Annotated in this window: 12 protein-coding genes; 6 read left to right on the top strand and 6 right to left on the bottom strand. The window is 44.6% G+C overall.

What is annotated here, in order from left to right:
* The first annotated feature begins 235 nt into the window (after positions 1–235).
* On the top strand, positions 236–3,982 hold the full coding sequence (locus A0256_24425) for a hypothetical protein (protein AMR34375.1): 3,747 nt from the start codon (positions 236–238) through the stop codon (positions 3,980–3,982).
* Positions 3,983–4,249: 267 nt separating this feature from the next.
* Here the strand turns inward: A0256_24425 and A0256_24420 are convergent, their stop codons facing one another.
* The gene (locus A0256_24420) at positions 4,250–4,744 is read right to left on the bottom strand and encodes a hypothetical protein (GenBank protein ID AMR34374.1); all 495 of its coding nucleotides are present in this window, start codon (positions 4,742–4,744) and stop codon (positions 4,250–4,252) included.
* A 171-nt stretch (positions 4,745–4,915) separates the two neighbouring features.
* On the opposite strand from A0256_24420, the gene A0256_24415 reads away from it, so the two are divergent.
* From A0256_24415 to A0256_24400, 4 genes are all read left to right on the top strand, one after another.
* On the top strand, positions 4,916–6,622 hold the full coding sequence (locus A0256_24415; protein AMR34373.1) for a gamma-glutamyltransferase: 1,707 nt from the start codon (positions 4,916–4,918) through the stop codon (positions 6,620–6,622).
* A gap of 75 nt (positions 6,623–6,697) precedes the next feature.
* On the top strand, positions 6,698–7,138 hold the full coding sequence (locus A0256_24410; GenBank protein AMR34372.1) for a MarR family transcriptional regulator: 441 nt from the start codon (positions 6,698–6,700) through the stop codon (positions 7,136–7,138).
* Positions 7,139–7,230: 92 nt separating this feature from the next.
* Positions 7,231–7,725 (top strand): hypothetical protein, encoded by a 495-nt coding sequence (locus A0256_24405; protein AMR34371.1) that lies wholly within the window; start codon positions 7,231–7,233, stop codon positions 7,723–7,725.
* A gap of 7 nt (positions 7,726–7,732) precedes the next feature.
* Positions 7,733–8,692, top strand: coding sequence for a hypothetical protein (locus A0256_24400; protein ID AMR34370.1), 960 nt, complete (start codon positions 7,733–7,735; stop codon positions 8,690–8,692).
* On the opposite strand, the gene A0256_24395 is transcribed toward A0256_24400, so the two are convergent.
* Genes A0256_24395 through A0256_24380 form a run of 4 tightly spaced genes read right to left on the bottom strand, consistent with a single transcriptional unit; the run spans position 8,693 to position 12,763 of the window.
* Positions 8,693–10,003 (bottom strand): deoxyribodipyrimidine photolyase, encoded by a 1,311-nt coding sequence (locus A0256_24395; GenBank protein AMR34369.1) that lies wholly within the window; start codon positions 10,001–10,003, stop codon positions 8,693–8,695.
* Entirely contained in the window at positions 9,996–10,901 is a 906-nt protein-coding gene (locus A0256_24390; protein ID AMR34368.1) for a cell division inhibitor, read from the bottom strand. Before A0256_24390 ends, A0256_24395 begins: the two co-directional genes overlap by 8 nt.
* Before the next feature lie 40 nt (positions 10,902–10,941).
* Entirely contained in the window at positions 10,942–12,396 is a 1,455-nt protein-coding gene (locus A0256_24385) for an epimerase (GenBank protein ID AMR34367.1), read from the bottom strand.
* A 55-nt stretch (positions 12,397–12,451) separates the two neighbouring features.
* Positions 12,452–12,763, bottom strand: a complete 312-nt coding sequence (locus A0256_24380) for a hypothetical protein (protein AMR34366.1) — start codon at positions 12,761–12,763, stop codon at positions 12,452–12,454.
* Between the two features lie 280 nt (positions 12,764–13,043).
* On the opposite strand from A0256_24380, the gene A0256_24375 reads away from it, so the two are divergent.
* Positions 13,044–13,253 carry a hypothetical protein gene (locus tag A0256_24375; GenBank protein AMR34365.1) on the top strand — a complete coding sequence of 70 codons (210 nt, stop codon included), beginning with the start codon at positions 13,044–13,046 and terminating at the stop codon, positions 13,251–13,253.
* 75 nt (positions 13,254–13,328) lie between these two features.
* Here A0256_24375 and A0256_24370 read toward each other — a convergent pair whose 3' ends face one another.
* Complete coding sequence (locus tag A0256_24370; GenBank protein ID AMR34364.1) at positions 13,329–14,651, bottom strand: ABC transporter; 1,323 nt, start codon at positions 14,649–14,651, stop codon at positions 13,329–13,331.

Here is a 14,651-nt window from a genome sequence, read left to right as displayed (position 1 = left end):
ACAATATTAACCATTAAGTATTTTTCTTAAATATTACCCATTTCGTGGAACGAAATCCTCGCCCAGGCGATACGTTTTTAATTTATAGACAAGTATATTAGCGCTTTCAGTGTTTAAAAAAAAACCATTCGTCAAATTAGATTTGGTACATTTAACATAATCCAAAAATCATTCCTCCTTATTTTTTAATTCGCTATTAATTGTGGAAACTTGTACATCCACTGCTTTTCAAATTATGGGAAAATTCTATCCAGCATATATTCTTGGCTTATTATTAATATGCTTTTTCTCACCGGCATTGGCACAAAAACCATTGGTTGATGCCGCCAAAAAGCAAACGCTCGATAGGATGGCCATACAGGCAGATCAGTCTTTTACAACTGGTCAGCAAAAAGCGGTTGAAATGGCAAAAAGCAGGGGTTGGTCATTACGTACAAAAACCCGAAGCGGCAACCTGAGAGTGCTGCAGGGTATCAATAGCTCCGGTTTTCCCGTTTACCTGGTTACACATAACAACACTATTGCGGCAGCCACAACCGGTACCAATGCCGTACAGCCAAACGGGGCGCTCGGCCTTAATTTATCTGGTGGCAGCACGTTCCTGCTCAATAAGCTGGCCCTATGGGATGGCGGTTCTGTATACAACGCACATCAGGAGTTTGCAGGAAAAACGGTTGCTTCCAAAGATGGTGCTTCGGTATTGGATCATACTACCCATGTAGCGGGTACTTTAGTTGCCAAGGGCGTTTATGGCCCGGCGAAGGGAATGGCCTTTAACGCTACTACCTTACCCTCCTGGGATTTTAACAACGACGTTTCTGAAATGAGCGCAGCGGCATCCGGTTTATTGCTTTCCAACCACTCTTACGGAGACGTAGCCGGCTGGGAATATAACAGCGACCAAAGCCGGTGGGAATGGTACGGTTTACCAGGCGATACGGTTGATTATAACTTTGGTTTTTATGATGCCCGCGTTCAATCCTGGGATAAAATTGCTTACAATGCGCCGTATTACTTAATTGTGGAATCGGCGGGTAACAGCAGGGCCAGTAATGGCCCAGCGGTTGGGCAGCCCTATTTTGGCTATGCTTCCCGCACCAACTCATCCATCGTTAGCAGGGGGGCAAGGCCGGCCACTATCAGTAATAATGACGGGTACGACATTATCAGCACAACGGGTAATGCAAAAAATATACTTACCGTAGGTTCGGTAGCAGCACTACCTAACGGCCCGGTTAACCGAACGGACGTAGCCGTTTCATACTTCAGCAGCTGGGGCCCAACCGATGACGGGCGGATCAAGCCGGACCTGGTGGCAGATGGGGAGAATGTGTTATCTACCGGGGTAAGCAGTCCTACATCATATCTTACCTTATCGGGAACTTCTATGTCTGCCCCAAATGTCACAGGGTCATTATACCTGCTGCAGGAATACTATGCACAGAAAAATGCCGGGACTTTTATGCGCGCCGCAACGTTAAAAGGCCTGGCCTGCCATACCGCATTCGATGCAGGCAATATAGGCCCGGATTACATTTACGGCTGGGGACTTCTTAATATGCGGACCGCTGCACAAGCTATCACTGATAATGGCGGCAAAAGCCTCATCAGCGAAAAATTACTCAGCCAGGGCCAAACGCAAACCGTAGAGGTGACGGCTTCGGGTAACGGCCCGCTCGTGGCATCCATTGCCTGGACGGACGTTGAAGGCACGACTACTGCTGAAGGAACGATCAATAGCAGGGTGCCTAAATTAGTCAACGATCTGGATATCCGAGTTAGCGACGGTACGACAACTTTTACACCCTGGGTGTTAACACCGGAAAATCCTTCGGCCCCTGCAACAAACGGCGATAATATCCGCGATAATATGGAGCAGATATATATTGCAAATGCCACACCGGGAAAAAAATATACCATTACGATTAGCCACAAGGGTACACTTAATACGGGTAGCCAGGCATATTCTTTGATAGCTACCGGCATAGGCGGCGCAACGTATTGCATATCAGTCCCGGTATCAACTGCCGACTCCAAAATCAATAATTTCACCTTATCCAACATTAATAATACTGCTGCAGCAGGTTGCACCGGCTATAGCGATTTTACTTCGCTGGCAGTACAGTTAGAACAAGCTAAAACTTACCCTTTCAGCATAACACTAGGTACCTGCGGTACAAACTTTAATAAAGCCGCAAAGGTATTTGTAGACTGGGACGGCAACGGTACTTTTGGAGCAAACGAGCTGGCCGCCACCACCAGCGTAGTGAACGGCACACAAACCTACACCGGGAATATTACCGTGCCCGTAACTGTTGTTCCCGGCAACTTCAGTTTGCTCCGGGTTGTACTATCCGAAACATCTGATGCAGGCACCATTTCCGCCTGCGGTGCTTACAATAAAGGAGAAACCCAGGATTACCGGGTGCAATTTTTAAAACCAGCTATTGATGCGGGTGCAACCGCTATTGTGAATGCGGAAAATACAACATCATGTGCGCAGGCAACATCAGTAATCGTACGGTTAAAGAATTACGGCAGCACAGATATCAGCAATGTGCCAGTAACAGTTACGGTAGCCTCGCCCAATAATACTACAGTTACGTTTAATGAAATTTACCCGGCTACCATTGCACCATTAAACGAAGTTGATTTTACACTGGAAGGAAAGTTTAACACGGTTGCAGGCGCCACCTACACCATAACAGCTAAAACAAACCTGGCAGGTGACCCTATTGCAGCTAACGATAACACAACAGGTATCATCGCGATAAGTCTGCCGCCTGCTTTGGGCACATTAAGTGCTAACCTTTGCGTAAACACTAACAAATACCTGCTTAACGGTACCGGCGATGGTCAGTTGTTTTGGTACAAATCTCTTACCGATGCCGTACCACTTACGTTTGGCCCTATTGCTACCACAGCTACGGCACCTGTTAATAACACATTTTACGCCGGTCTCAATGATTTCAGCGGCAGTATCGGCCCCGTATCTAAAAACGTATTTACCGCAGGCGGTTACAATCAGTTTGGCCCCAGCGTATTGGTTTATACCAATGTGCCGGTAGTGCTGGAGAGTGCGCGTATGTATTTTGGCAATGCGGGTAAACTAACATTGTCGGTAACCAATGAAAATGGCGAAACGGTTTCAACAGTAACTGTCAATGCCCCTGCTACCCGCACTACCCCGGGTACCGGTGCACAAACCGACGACCCCGCAGATAACGGCATTGTTGTTCCGCTTAATTTAACATTGCCCACTGCGGGCACTTACGAGATAGTCCCTTTTTACGACAATACCGTTACCGTATACCGCAACAATGGCGGGGTAACCGGTTATCCGTTGAAAATTGGTAACATCTTAAGTATAACGGGTAATACGGCGCAATCAACCACTAATGCAAGTGATACCACTTATTACAAAGGCTTTTACTATTATTTTTACGATATGAAGGTAAAGAGTATCGGCTGCCCGTCGGCTGCACGGCTGCCTGTTGTAGTAAACAAGCCGGTCATTACCCAAACAGCGGATGTGCTCAATTCAAATTACGCCGGCGGTAACCAATGGTTCCTGAATGGTAAAGCTATTGACAGTGCTACAAACGCTACCTACACACCAGTGCAAAGCGGTATTTATCAGGTAGAAGTGACCCTGGATGGTGGATGTGTGAGTCGTTCGGATGCATTTAACTTTGCCATAGTGGCCAAAAATCCGGATAAGAGTACGGATATTGGTTTAACCATATTTCCGGTTCCGGCTGTTGATAATCTTAATGTAGTGTTTGTTGCAAAAGAGGCGGGCACGGCTAAAATAGAGATTATAAACACGGCAGGGCAGGTGGTTTATCAGCAAACGCAAACAATGGCTGCAGGTAACTTCAGCGCATCTATCAACACTACCAGCCAATTGCCGGGCAATTATGTTTTGAAGCTGACCTTAGGACAAAAGGTTTACGCGAAAAAGATCATTATTGTTAAGTAGAAATTTGTGCTGATCAAGGGCTAAGAGTATGCAGTAATAGAAATAAAAGGTGACTTATTTAATGAAGGGGGTTAACGTTGCAGTTCTTAATAGAATGCAGTTTATTCACTATTATTTGTTAAGTTAACGTTAACAATGATATACATTATTTATGTTAACCCTTTTTACGATACCGGATATCCAAAATTTGATAGTTTAACAAATAGAGCATATCCGGCATTTCAATTTGATTTCTCATGATCCTTAAATTACAGGATGCAGCATTTGCTAAAAAGTATATTTTAGGCCCAGCCCGGGTGCGAGATCAAAGAAAGGACCTGTGGCAATTTCCACCCGGGGATTGAGATCCAGGCTAATGGCAATTGGTGCATCCTGAATCTTATATTCCAACCCAATTACGCCATCTGCGCCCAAAAGAAGGCGATTGTTGGTATATAACCGGTCGTCACCACCAAAGGTGCGATAATTACCGGCACCTACAGCACCCAGGTGCGCTCCAAAACCGTAGTAGAATTTCAGAGCAGTTACATTGAATGCGGGTTTATGCAATTCGTACAGGCCGGTAAGCACGGCGCCATGCGAGCGCAGGCCAATAATAGCTTCCAGCGCGGTGCCCTCATCCAGAAAATATTTGATAGAAGGGCCGTTTTCATATGCCCCAAACTTTAAACCAACGGCGGTTTTGTAGTCCTGGGCGGCAGCACGGTTAGCAATTAATAAGAACGATCCTAGTATCAGTGCAATAAGTGTAATTTTTTTCATGTTTACATTTTAAAATATAACGGTACAATTTCGGATTTATGCTTTGGCTGGGACTGTCGGAATTGCAAATAGTTACATTTCGCAGGTGTACAACAATAAAAATCAATTTTTCCGTGAGTTGTTTTTATCCCAAATAGCTTAAATTGGCCCCAAATATAGCGCTAATCCCCCATGACCCAAAAAATCTCGTTGTACAATAAATTGGCTGTAGCATGCTTTTTATTATGTTTTTCTGCCGGATGCGTTAAAGGGCAACTTGGCCAGAACGTAAGCGGGCAATATCGTAATGGTATGGTTGTTTGTGCCTACCCCGATGCCTCGCAGGCAGGGCTGGATGTGCTGAAGAGAGGCGGTAACGCGGTGGATGCTGCCGTAGCGGTACAGTTTGCTTTGGCGGTAACCCATCCGCAGGCAGGGAATATTGGCGGCGGCGGGTTTATGGTTTACCGCTCGGCATCGGGCAAAACAAATACTTTGGATTTTAGGGAAAAAGCGCCCGCGGCTGCCAGTACCAACATGTACCTGGATAGCGCCGGCAATGTGATCAAAGATAAGAGCCTGTACACTCATTTTGCTGCTGGTGTACCGGGCGCCGTGGATGGCATGATAAGCGCGCACAAGAAGTATGGTAAGCTTAAATGGGAGGATTTGGTACAGCCCGCTATCAACCTGGCATTGAACGGGTTTAAAATGACGGCACGTTTAGCTAGCGACATTAATCGCAGCAAAGCAAAATTTACGAAGCTGAACCCCGGAAAAACTTACCTTGTAAGCAAGGATTGGAAAGAAGGCGATATTTTAGTGCAGACCGATCTGGGGAAAACGCTGGAGCTGATTCGCGATAAGGGCCGAGATGGGTTTTACGACGGTAAAACTGCTGATCTGATCGTAGCCGAAATGAAGGCCGGAGGTGGCATTATGACGAAGTCTGACCTGGCGAACTACCACTCCGTTTGGCGCAAACCGATCGTTGGCGTGTACAAGGGTTTTAAGATTATTACCATGCCGCCGCCTAGCAGCGGGGGAGTGGCCCTGATGCAGCTTTTAAAACTGGTAGAAAAGTATCCGCTACACCGTTGGGGTTTTAATAAAGATTCTACGGTACAAGTAATGGTGGAGGCCGAACGGAGGGTGTATGCCGACCGGTCCAAATACATGGGCGACCCGGATTTCTTCAAGGTACCGGTTGACAGCATGCTGAATTCTGCCTACCTGCTAAACAGAATGAAAACTTTCAACTGGGATGCCGCCACGCCAAGCACCAGCATACAACCGGGCATTATTACCGGTTACGAAAGCGACCAAACCACGCACTTTTCTATTGTAGATAAAGATGGCAATGCGGTATCTATTACCACTACCCTCAATGATACTTTTGGCTCGCACGTGTTTGTTGGCGGGGCCGGGTTTTTACTGAATAACGAGATGGACGATTTTAGCTCCAAACCCGGTGTGCCTAATATGTACGGCCTTGTGGGTGGCAAAGCAAACAGCATCCAGCCCAACAAACGGATGCTTTCTGCCATGACCCCAACGATAGTGGAAAAAAATGGCGACCTGTATATGGTGGTAGGCACACCCGGCGGCGCAACGATCATTACCTCGGTTTTTCAAACGATATTAAATGTGATAGAATTTGATAAGAGCATGCAGGGAGCTGTAGCAGCAAAACGTTTCCACCACCAGTGGCTGCCGGATGAAGTGGCTGCCGAACCCGATGCCCTGGATAGCCTAACCGTAGATAAGCTTAGCAAAAAAGGCTATAAATTTACCAAACGTGGTGCTATAGGCCGCGTAGACGGCATCCTGAAAACCCAATGGGGCTACTATGAAGGTGGTGCAGACCCGCGCGGGGATGATACCAAAATGGGTTGGTAGCATAGGCTGTACATAGCCTATGACCCATCCGCTACGGAAAAAAAGTATGAACTTAAAAACTTATGTTTGTCCGTTATGAGAAGCAGTGTTAAACACCAGGAGACTATCGACTATTTTTTAAAGATAGTATGGCAAACCGTGGCCAACCGGTATAACCAGATCGTTACTGAATTTGGTATTACCCAATCCATTGGTTACCTGCTGATCAATATCGAGGAGGAAGGCACAACCGTATCACAGGCTGCTGCTTTGCTTGGGCTTAAGTCTACCAGTCTTTCGCGCATGCTTAATCAATTGGAAGAAACCGGGCTCATCTACCGCCAGTCAAACAAAGGCGATAAACGTTCGGTAAAGATCTTTTTAACTGATCTGGGAAAAGAAAAAAGGCAAATGGCCAAAGATGTTGTAAAACAGTTTAATAACTATCTTAATGCCCATATCAGTGAGGCAGATAAACTGTATTTAACCGAAATGCTTAAGAAGATAAACCAGCTGACCATTAATTATAAACCCTAACCAACACAATAATTGCACCCCTCAAAGTGTTAAAAAGTGTTAAGCTGCTGTTTTTGAATTATAAAAGAATAAATTTGCGGATTGTTAAGCGAATGAACAAGCTACTGCTCATCATTTTATTATTTATTGCCGGCCTCAGTTCCTGTAAAAAAGGGTTTGATGCCGTAGCAGAGGTAAAGGCGCAGGCCGTGATCGATGATAAAGAGGTACAGGATTTTATTGCCGGCAAGGGCCTGGCAAACGTAGCGCACCAAATAGATACTACCGGCGTTTATTATATAGTGATCAACCCCGGAGACGGGAATGACCTGTATACCAACTCCACCCGGGTTACGGTTGATTACACAGGGCGCATCCTGAGCAGCGGTAAAGAATTTACGCAGAGTAACAACTTTCACCCGTCGTTTTCGCTGGGTGAGGTAATTAAAGGCTGGCAACTGGGGATACCACAAATTAAGAAAGGCGGCACGGTACGATTGTTAATACCATCGCGTTATGCATACGGCCCTTACGATCAACCGGCGATAGGCTTGCCAAAGAACTCGGTGGTTGATTTTGATATACAACTTTTAGATGTAACGAACTAATTATTAGATGAAACAAAAGATTTTTACTTTACTATTGCTCGCCGCAGCAGGCTTATCCGCATGCAAAAAAGATGGTGTAGATCCAACCATTAATCAATTTGACGAGCAACAGATCCAAAGCTATATAGGTGCTAACGCACTTACCGGTTTCACCCGTGACAATCCCGTAACTGACACCGCCGGTGCGGATACCTCCGGGATCTATTATAAGATATTACAGGCGCCAACCGGCGCCCCTATTCAGTATTCAGACCAGGTTTCTTTGGTTTACACTATCAAAAGTTTTGATGGTAAATACATCGCCACCGATACAATTAAAAATCACTTTTACGACTTTGTAGGGCACCTGGCAACAGCGGGCTTACCAAAAGGCTTACAATTAGGTATAAAAAACCTGCTTAAAGCTAAGGGTGGGAGTATACGTTTGCTCATTCCATCGCATTTGGCCTATGGTAAAAAAGGCTTTATAGTTGGTAGCGTAACCAATTCCAATACAAATATTGCCGGTAACCAGTGCCTGGATTATTATGTGCGTGTAGTGGATAATCAATTGGCCTATGACGATCAGGTAATCAGAAGTTATCTGACGGCTAACAGCTTATCCGGCTATACCAAAACTGCATCGGGTTTATATTATAAAGTAATTACACCAGGTACAGGTACGGTAGGGGAGATCAATGATTTTTCTGTCGTGTCAACTACTTATGTGGGATCGTTATTAAATGGTACTGATTTCGATAATGGTTACAAAACCACGGCAACGGTATTTAGTCCGGCTACGACAGGGGTAGGCGGACTAGTTCCGGGCGTTGCTGAGGGCCTTAAACAACATGCTGCTGCTGGTACATCCATTTCATTGATCATGCCATCACACTTGGGTTATTCCACCTCTACACAAACGGGAATTCCTGCTAATTCGGCTATTAGGTTCGAGTTTCAGATAACCACAGTAGTCCCGTTCGAATAATTATTTTAACGCTTCCTTAAAGACTTTAAGGCAGCGTTCCCGTGCGAATGCATGGTCTACAATGGGTTTTGGATATTTGCTGAAGTCGGCATATTCCGGAACCCATTTTTTTATGTATTCAAATTTGGGATCGAATTTTTTCAATTGCGAATCGGGATTAAAAATGCGGAAATAAGGGGCGGCATCGGTGCCACTACCCGCCGCCCATTGCCAGCCGCCAACATTGCTGGCCATTTCATAATCCAGTAGCTTACGTGCAAAGTAACGCTCACCCCAGCGCCAGTCTATCAGCAGGTCCTTACTTAAAAAACTAGCTACAACCATTCGTACGCGGTTATGCATGTAGCCGGTGGCATTCAGTTCGCGCATGCCGGCATCCACCATCGGGAAACCGGTGTCGCCATCGCACCAGGCTTTAAACTGTCTTTCGTCGTTTATCCATTTGATGTTATCATAGTCCGGCTTAAAGGCATGGTCCATTGTTTGTGGGAAATGGTAAAGCACCATCATGTAAAACTCTCGCCAGATCAACTCATTTAGCCAGGTTTTCTCGTTCGACTCATATGCATCCCGCGCGCAACGCCGAATGCTTACCGTACCAAACCGTAAGTGTACCCCAACATGGGAGGTGCCCGTTATGGCTGGGAAGTCCCGGTTTTTGGCATATTCGGCAATTACTTTGTCGTATTCTTTTTCGGGATAGGTGATCTCGCTTTTAACAAAGCCCATCGCCTTCAGAGTAGGTATGCCATCTGCTTTAAATTTAAGCAGGTTTTTAAAATATTTTTCGGTAGGGTAGGCTTTTAAGTAAAAGGGTTTTAGCTTTTGGTACCATTTGTTTTTATAGGGCGTATATACCGTATAGGGCTTGCCATCGTCTTTTGTTACTTCTTCCCGCTCAAATATAACCTGATCTTTAAAGGTTTTAAATTCAATAGCATGTTCAGCCAAAAATCCTTTAATTGCCTCATCACGGTGTTTGGCATAAGGTTCGTAGTCAAGATTAGTATATACCGCTGCCACCTTGTGTTCTTTGATGAGTTTTGCCCAGGCATGTTCTGGTTTATCATATACCACCAGCAAATCGCTATGCTGAGCGTGGCAAGCTTTCTGTACTTCTTCTATCGCTTTGTAAATAAAGCTTACGCGGGCATCGTCCTTGTCTTCCAGTTCATCGAGGATCTCTCTATCAAAAATAAAAAAGGGGAGTACCGGATTGCCGCTTTTTAGCGCATGATATAGCCCAGCGTTGTCTTCTAATCGTAGATCCCGGCGAAACCAAAATACGGTTACGGGCGTATTGTTATCCATAAATTTCTTGTAGTGCCGATGCTACATCGGGGTATTTAAATTCAAACCCGGCAGCTGTAATTTTCTGTGCCGATACTTTTGTGCTGCCTAATACCAGTGATGCCATTTCACCGAAAAGCATTTTGATAATAAAGGCCGGTACGTTTGGTGCCCACAGGGGCCGGTGTAATTGTTTGGCAACAGCCTTAGTTAATTCCGAATTGGTGACAGGGTGTGGAGCTGCCATGTTATAAACGCCTGATATTTTATCATCCTCGAGACCCAGCAGGTACATGTCAACTACGTCCTGCTCATGGATCCAAGAGATCCATTGTTTGCCGGTACCCAAAGGTGAGCCTACTGCAAATTTTACGGGTGCGGCCAATTGCGGCAAGGCTCCGCCGCCCAAAGATAATACCACACCGGTACGGTACTTAACAATGCGGAGATCAAACTCTGTTCCCTCATCTACGGCTTTTTCCCATGCTACACAGCAAGAGCCAATGAAATCATCTGCCGGGCGACTGCTTTCTGTTAGCAATTCATCGCCGCGGTCGCTGTAATAGCCTACGCCGGATGCAGAAATTACGGTATTTATCCTGTTGGCTTTTGTGCGCATGAGGGCATAAATGAGCGCTATTGATTTTGTGCGACTATCCAATATCTGTGCTTTGCGTTCGTCACTCCAGCGCTTATCGGCAATGCCTGCACCTGCCAGGTGAATGATCACATCTACACCATCGATACAATGCTCGTCAATTTCTTCTTTATCTACATCCCATAGAAAGGTTTTTACCTTAGGATCTTTGCCCCGGCTGCGGCTCAGATGGCTCACTAAATATCCGCGATTTAGTAGTGCTTGTGTTAGTTGTTTGCCCAGTAATCCAGAGCCGCCGGTAATGAGTATGTTTTTTTTCATGTTAAAGAATTCAATATTGGTTTATTTCCACGCTCCAGCGTTATTGGTTGCCACTCGCATCTTCAGAAAAATCCACTATCCGTTTAGCCATCCCTTTAAAAATGAAAAGATGGAAAGGCCACATTAAATACCAATATAACCTGCCCCAAAGGCCCCTTGGCCTAAAAGTAGCCACCTGGCTTAAAAAGGTGGTATGGTTGCGCTCTACAATTTTAAATTCCAGCCAGGCTTCGCCAGGCAACTTCATTTCCGCGTAGAGCAATAAGCGACGGTTTGCATTATCGGCAAGCAATACACGCCAAAAATCTATTACATCGCCTGCCGAGATCGAAATATTACTGGTGCGCCCCCTCCTGGAACCTACACCGCCAAATAATTTATCTAAAAACCCGCGGATGCTCCAGATCCAATCCCAATAATACCAACCACGGCTGCCCCCTATGGCCATTATGTTTTTGAGCACTTCGGCGCTATCCCTTTTAAAAGGCTGCTTTACCTTATACTCTTTTGTTCCCTTTTGCGGCACTTTTATCTGATCCATAAAACTGCCGGTGAGATAGCCATTGTTTAGGGCATCTTTCCAGCTGCTTACTATAGAATTTTGTTCAATTTTATTAAAGGCCAGTTGTAATGCCTCCTCATAACTAAGGCACTCACGTTTTACCACATTATCGATATCGTGGTTTTTCATGATGGTTTCATTCTTCATACTATCTACCAGGCTTTGTGCAAGCGAGTAACTGGTAGATGTAACAAAATAGAGCCAGTAAGATGAAATCTTAGGGGATAGAAACGGCAGTGTGATGATGTGCCTTTTTAACTTACGCACTTTAGCGTACGTAAGCATCATCTGTTTAAAGCTAAGAATATCCGGCCCGCCGATATCAAATGTTTTATTAAACGCATTTTCATTTAGTAATACCCCATCCAGATAGCCCAATACATCCCGTATGGCAATGGGCTGGCATTTGGTATTTACCCAGCGTGGTACGGTCATCACCGGGAGCTTTTCAGTGAGATCGCGGATGATCTCGAACGAAGAACTGCCCGAACCAATGATGATAGCCGCCCGCAGCACGGTTACAGCGGCCTTGCATTCCTTTAAGACATCTTCTACATGCTTTCGGGATAATAAATGATTTGACAGGTCGGTATCGTTCGTTATCCCGCTCAGATAAACAACCTGCTTGCAGTTAGTTTTATTTAGTTCTGTTGCAAAATTGTGTGCCGATTGAGCCTCCAGATTGGCGAAGTCTGCCGCCTGGGCCATAGAATGTACCAGGTAACACGCCGCATCGATATCCTGGGGGAAAGGCTCGATATCTTCTTTAAGAAGATCGCCGGTGATTAGCGTAACTCGGTCGGCATAATCGCTTTGTTCGTGAAAGCGCCTTTTATCGCGAACAAGGCATACTACGTTGCAGCCCTTCTCCAACAATACAGGGATGAGCCTTGTACCTATGTAACCATTTGCACCCGCGAGCAATACTTTCATAAATGATCAACAACATTATCCCCTCTGTGTTTCAGGCACTCCTAAAAGGTGTATGCTAAATATTCACGCTATCCTGCACAACTACCTTGCTGCATAAAACTTTTGCATAATTATCGGCAAAAAGCTGATGTGTAGGGTGAGCCTGGTAAGCCTCCTGCTCTGCAGGCCCGTCAAACAACAATAGTAGCGACACATCATAGGAGCGGTCTACCACGTCCCTAAAGGTTTGGGCGGGTACGCCGATGTGCATATTACGAATTTGCTTAATTGTGGTAAGCGTGTGCAAGCCATCAATTAACCTGGCTTTATCTTCTTTGTTTTTGAGCCAGAAATGTACGTGGTGGGTAAAGGTGTTTTGTAAAAGCATAAGGCAATATATAAGTTATTTGCTAATGTGGGGAAATAAAATCGTTTGCAAAAAGCACCCCGATTTGTTGTAGTTATTCCTATTATTGATCAAATCTCCACAATGCGTCTCAATAGTTAAATATCTGTAAAACAGCTAACTAATTATTAAAATACTTTAATAGTTTTAGTACTAAATTCTGGTAAGCATTTTGATGGCATTATTAAAAATGCGTTTTCGTGAAATTTAAAAAACTAAATGAAATAGTTAATCGTATTTATATCTTATTACCAATTATAGGATGCTAACACATGATTTTCAAAGAATTGTTACAGGCTTATTTGTAATCATTTTTATCGGCTTAGTAATCTACGGCATTTACTGCCGGAGAAAGTTACACTCATTTGAAGGTACCGGTAGGGTTGCAGAAATGGAGATTTGGTATTTTAAACAAGTCCTCACCTGGATACTTACATTTAGTATGTTTATAGTAGGGGTAATGTATTTTTAATTCCCCAAACCAGTTCTACAATTCCGTAGCAATGCTTACGTTGAGAACCGTGGTTAACTGCCTGTTCACTCTAAGTTAAACCATTTCAATATGTGGTTTAAAAGTGTCGGTTTTCACTTTCGCTTTTAATTCGTGCAAAATGTTATACAGGCCGAAGTTTGTCCTGTTTACATATATAAAGTGTTTCACGCCCCGGGCTTGCTTAAACTCGGGCATTTTAGCTACTTTTTCACCAAAACTAAAGAGTTCATCAAAAAAGGATTTCTCCCCAAAATCAAAGTGATCTGTTATATAAGGCTTCGCAAACAGACCGATCATTTGGCTGAATATTTTGTAATAAAACTCTATTTGAGCCGGAGTGTCATTCGGCAGTATCATTTCCAGCTTACGGAACGCCTTTATAGTTTCATCTTTGCTATCAAATAGGTTAGTAGAAGTAAGCGCGAAAAATGGATAATAAAAGTCTTCGGGCATCACTTTAATACAGCCGAAATCTATCGCACCCAGCTTACCTTCCGGTGTGATCATGAAATTACCCGGATGAGGGTCGGCGTGAACCGCTCGGAGTTCATGCTGCTGAAAGTTGTAAAAGTCCCACAGGGCCTGGCCAATCTGGTCGCGCAATTCCTGCGACGGATCGGTTGCTAAAAACTCCCGCAGGTGTTTACCCTCCAGCCAGTCCATAGTAATAATGCGTTTGGTGGATAATTCCGGGTAATATTTAGGAAACACCACATTATCCAGATTAGAGCATGCTTCAGAAAACTCAATGGAGCGGCGTACTTCCAGTTCATAATCAGTTTCCTCCAGCAGGCGCTCCTCTACTTCCATCATATAAATATTCAATTCCTTTTCGCTCATGCCGAGCATTCTGAATGCAAAAGGCTTGATGAGTTTTAGGTCTGATGAAATAGAATCACCTACTCCCGGGTACTGGATTTTAACAGCCAGTTTTTTACCGTTCAGTTCGGCCTCATGTACTTGCCCGATAGACGCGGCATTAGTTGAGCGGATATTGAATTTATCGTAGATCTGGTCGGGATTTTTGCCGAAATACTTATTAAAGGTCTGAACAATCAGCGGGCCCGAAAGCGGTGGCGCATTGTACTGAGATTGGGTGAATTTGTCTACATAGGCTTGTGGCAGCAGATTTTTATCCATGCTTAGCATCTGAGCTACTTTTAATGCACTACCTTTTAATTCGCTTAAGGATTGATATATGTCGGCGGCATTATCCTCATTCAATTCCGAACGATCTAACTCCGGATTGAAAAGTTTCTTGGAGTAATGTTTTATGTAGTTGCCACCAATTTTAAAACCGGTTTTTACAAACTTTGCACTGCGTTCAACTTTAGTAGTAGGTATGCTGTTTTGTTCGTTCGATGCGTTATCGCTCAT

Source organism: Mucilaginibacter sp. PAMC 26640 (assembly GCA_001596135.1).
Classification (GTDB): Bacteria; Bacteroidota; Bacteroidia; order Sphingobacteriales; family Sphingobacteriaceae; genus Mucilaginibacter.
The sequence above is the reverse complement of the archived record's forward strand: the minus strand, read 5'-3'. Positions and strand labels throughout refer to the sequence as shown.

Excerpts from the sequence above, each read along its gene's own strand:
- A0256_24425 (AMR34375.1), top strand. The coding sequence starts at position 236 with ATGGGAAAATTCTATCCAGCATATATTCTTGGCTTATTATTAATATGC.
- A0256_24420 (AMR34374.1), bottom strand. The coding sequence starts at position 4,744 with ATGAAAAAAATTACACTTATTGCACTGATACTAGGATCGTTCTTATTA.
- A0256_24415 (AMR34373.1), top strand. The coding sequence starts at position 4,916 with ATGACCCAAAAAATCTCGTTGTACAATAAATTGGCTGTAGCATGCTTT.
- A0256_24410 (AMR34372.1), top strand. The coding sequence starts at position 6,698 with ATGAGAAGCAGTGTTAAACACCAGGAGACTATCGACTATTTTTTAAAG.
- A0256_24405 (AMR34371.1), top strand. The coding sequence starts at position 7,231 with ATGAACAAGCTACTGCTCATCATTTTATTATTTATTGCCGGCCTCAGT.
- A0256_24400 (AMR34370.1), top strand. The coding sequence starts at position 7,733 with ATGAAACAAAAGATTTTTACTTTACTATTGCTCGCCGCAGCAGGCTTA.
- A0256_24395 (AMR34369.1), bottom strand. The coding sequence starts at position 10,003 with ATGGATAACAATACGCCCGTAACCGTATTTTGGTTTCGCCGGGATCTA.
- A0256_24390 (AMR34368.1), bottom strand. The coding sequence starts at position 10,901 with ATGAAAAAAAACATACTCATTACCGGCGGCTCTGGATTACTGGGCAAA.
- A0256_24385 (AMR34367.1), bottom strand. The coding sequence starts at position 12,396 with ATGAAAGTATTGCTCGCGGGTGCAAATGGTTACATAGGTACAAGGCTC.
- A0256_24380 (AMR34366.1), bottom strand. The coding sequence starts at position 12,763 with ATGCTTTTACAAAACACCTTTACCCACCACGTACATTTCTGGCTCAAA.
- A0256_24375 (AMR34365.1), top strand. The coding sequence starts at position 13,044 with ATGCTAACACATGATTTTCAAAGAATTGTTACAGGCTTATTTGTAATC.
- A0256_24370 (AMR34364.1), bottom strand. The coding sequence starts at position 14,651 with ATGAGCGATAACGCATCGAACGAACAAAACAGCATACCTACTACTAAA.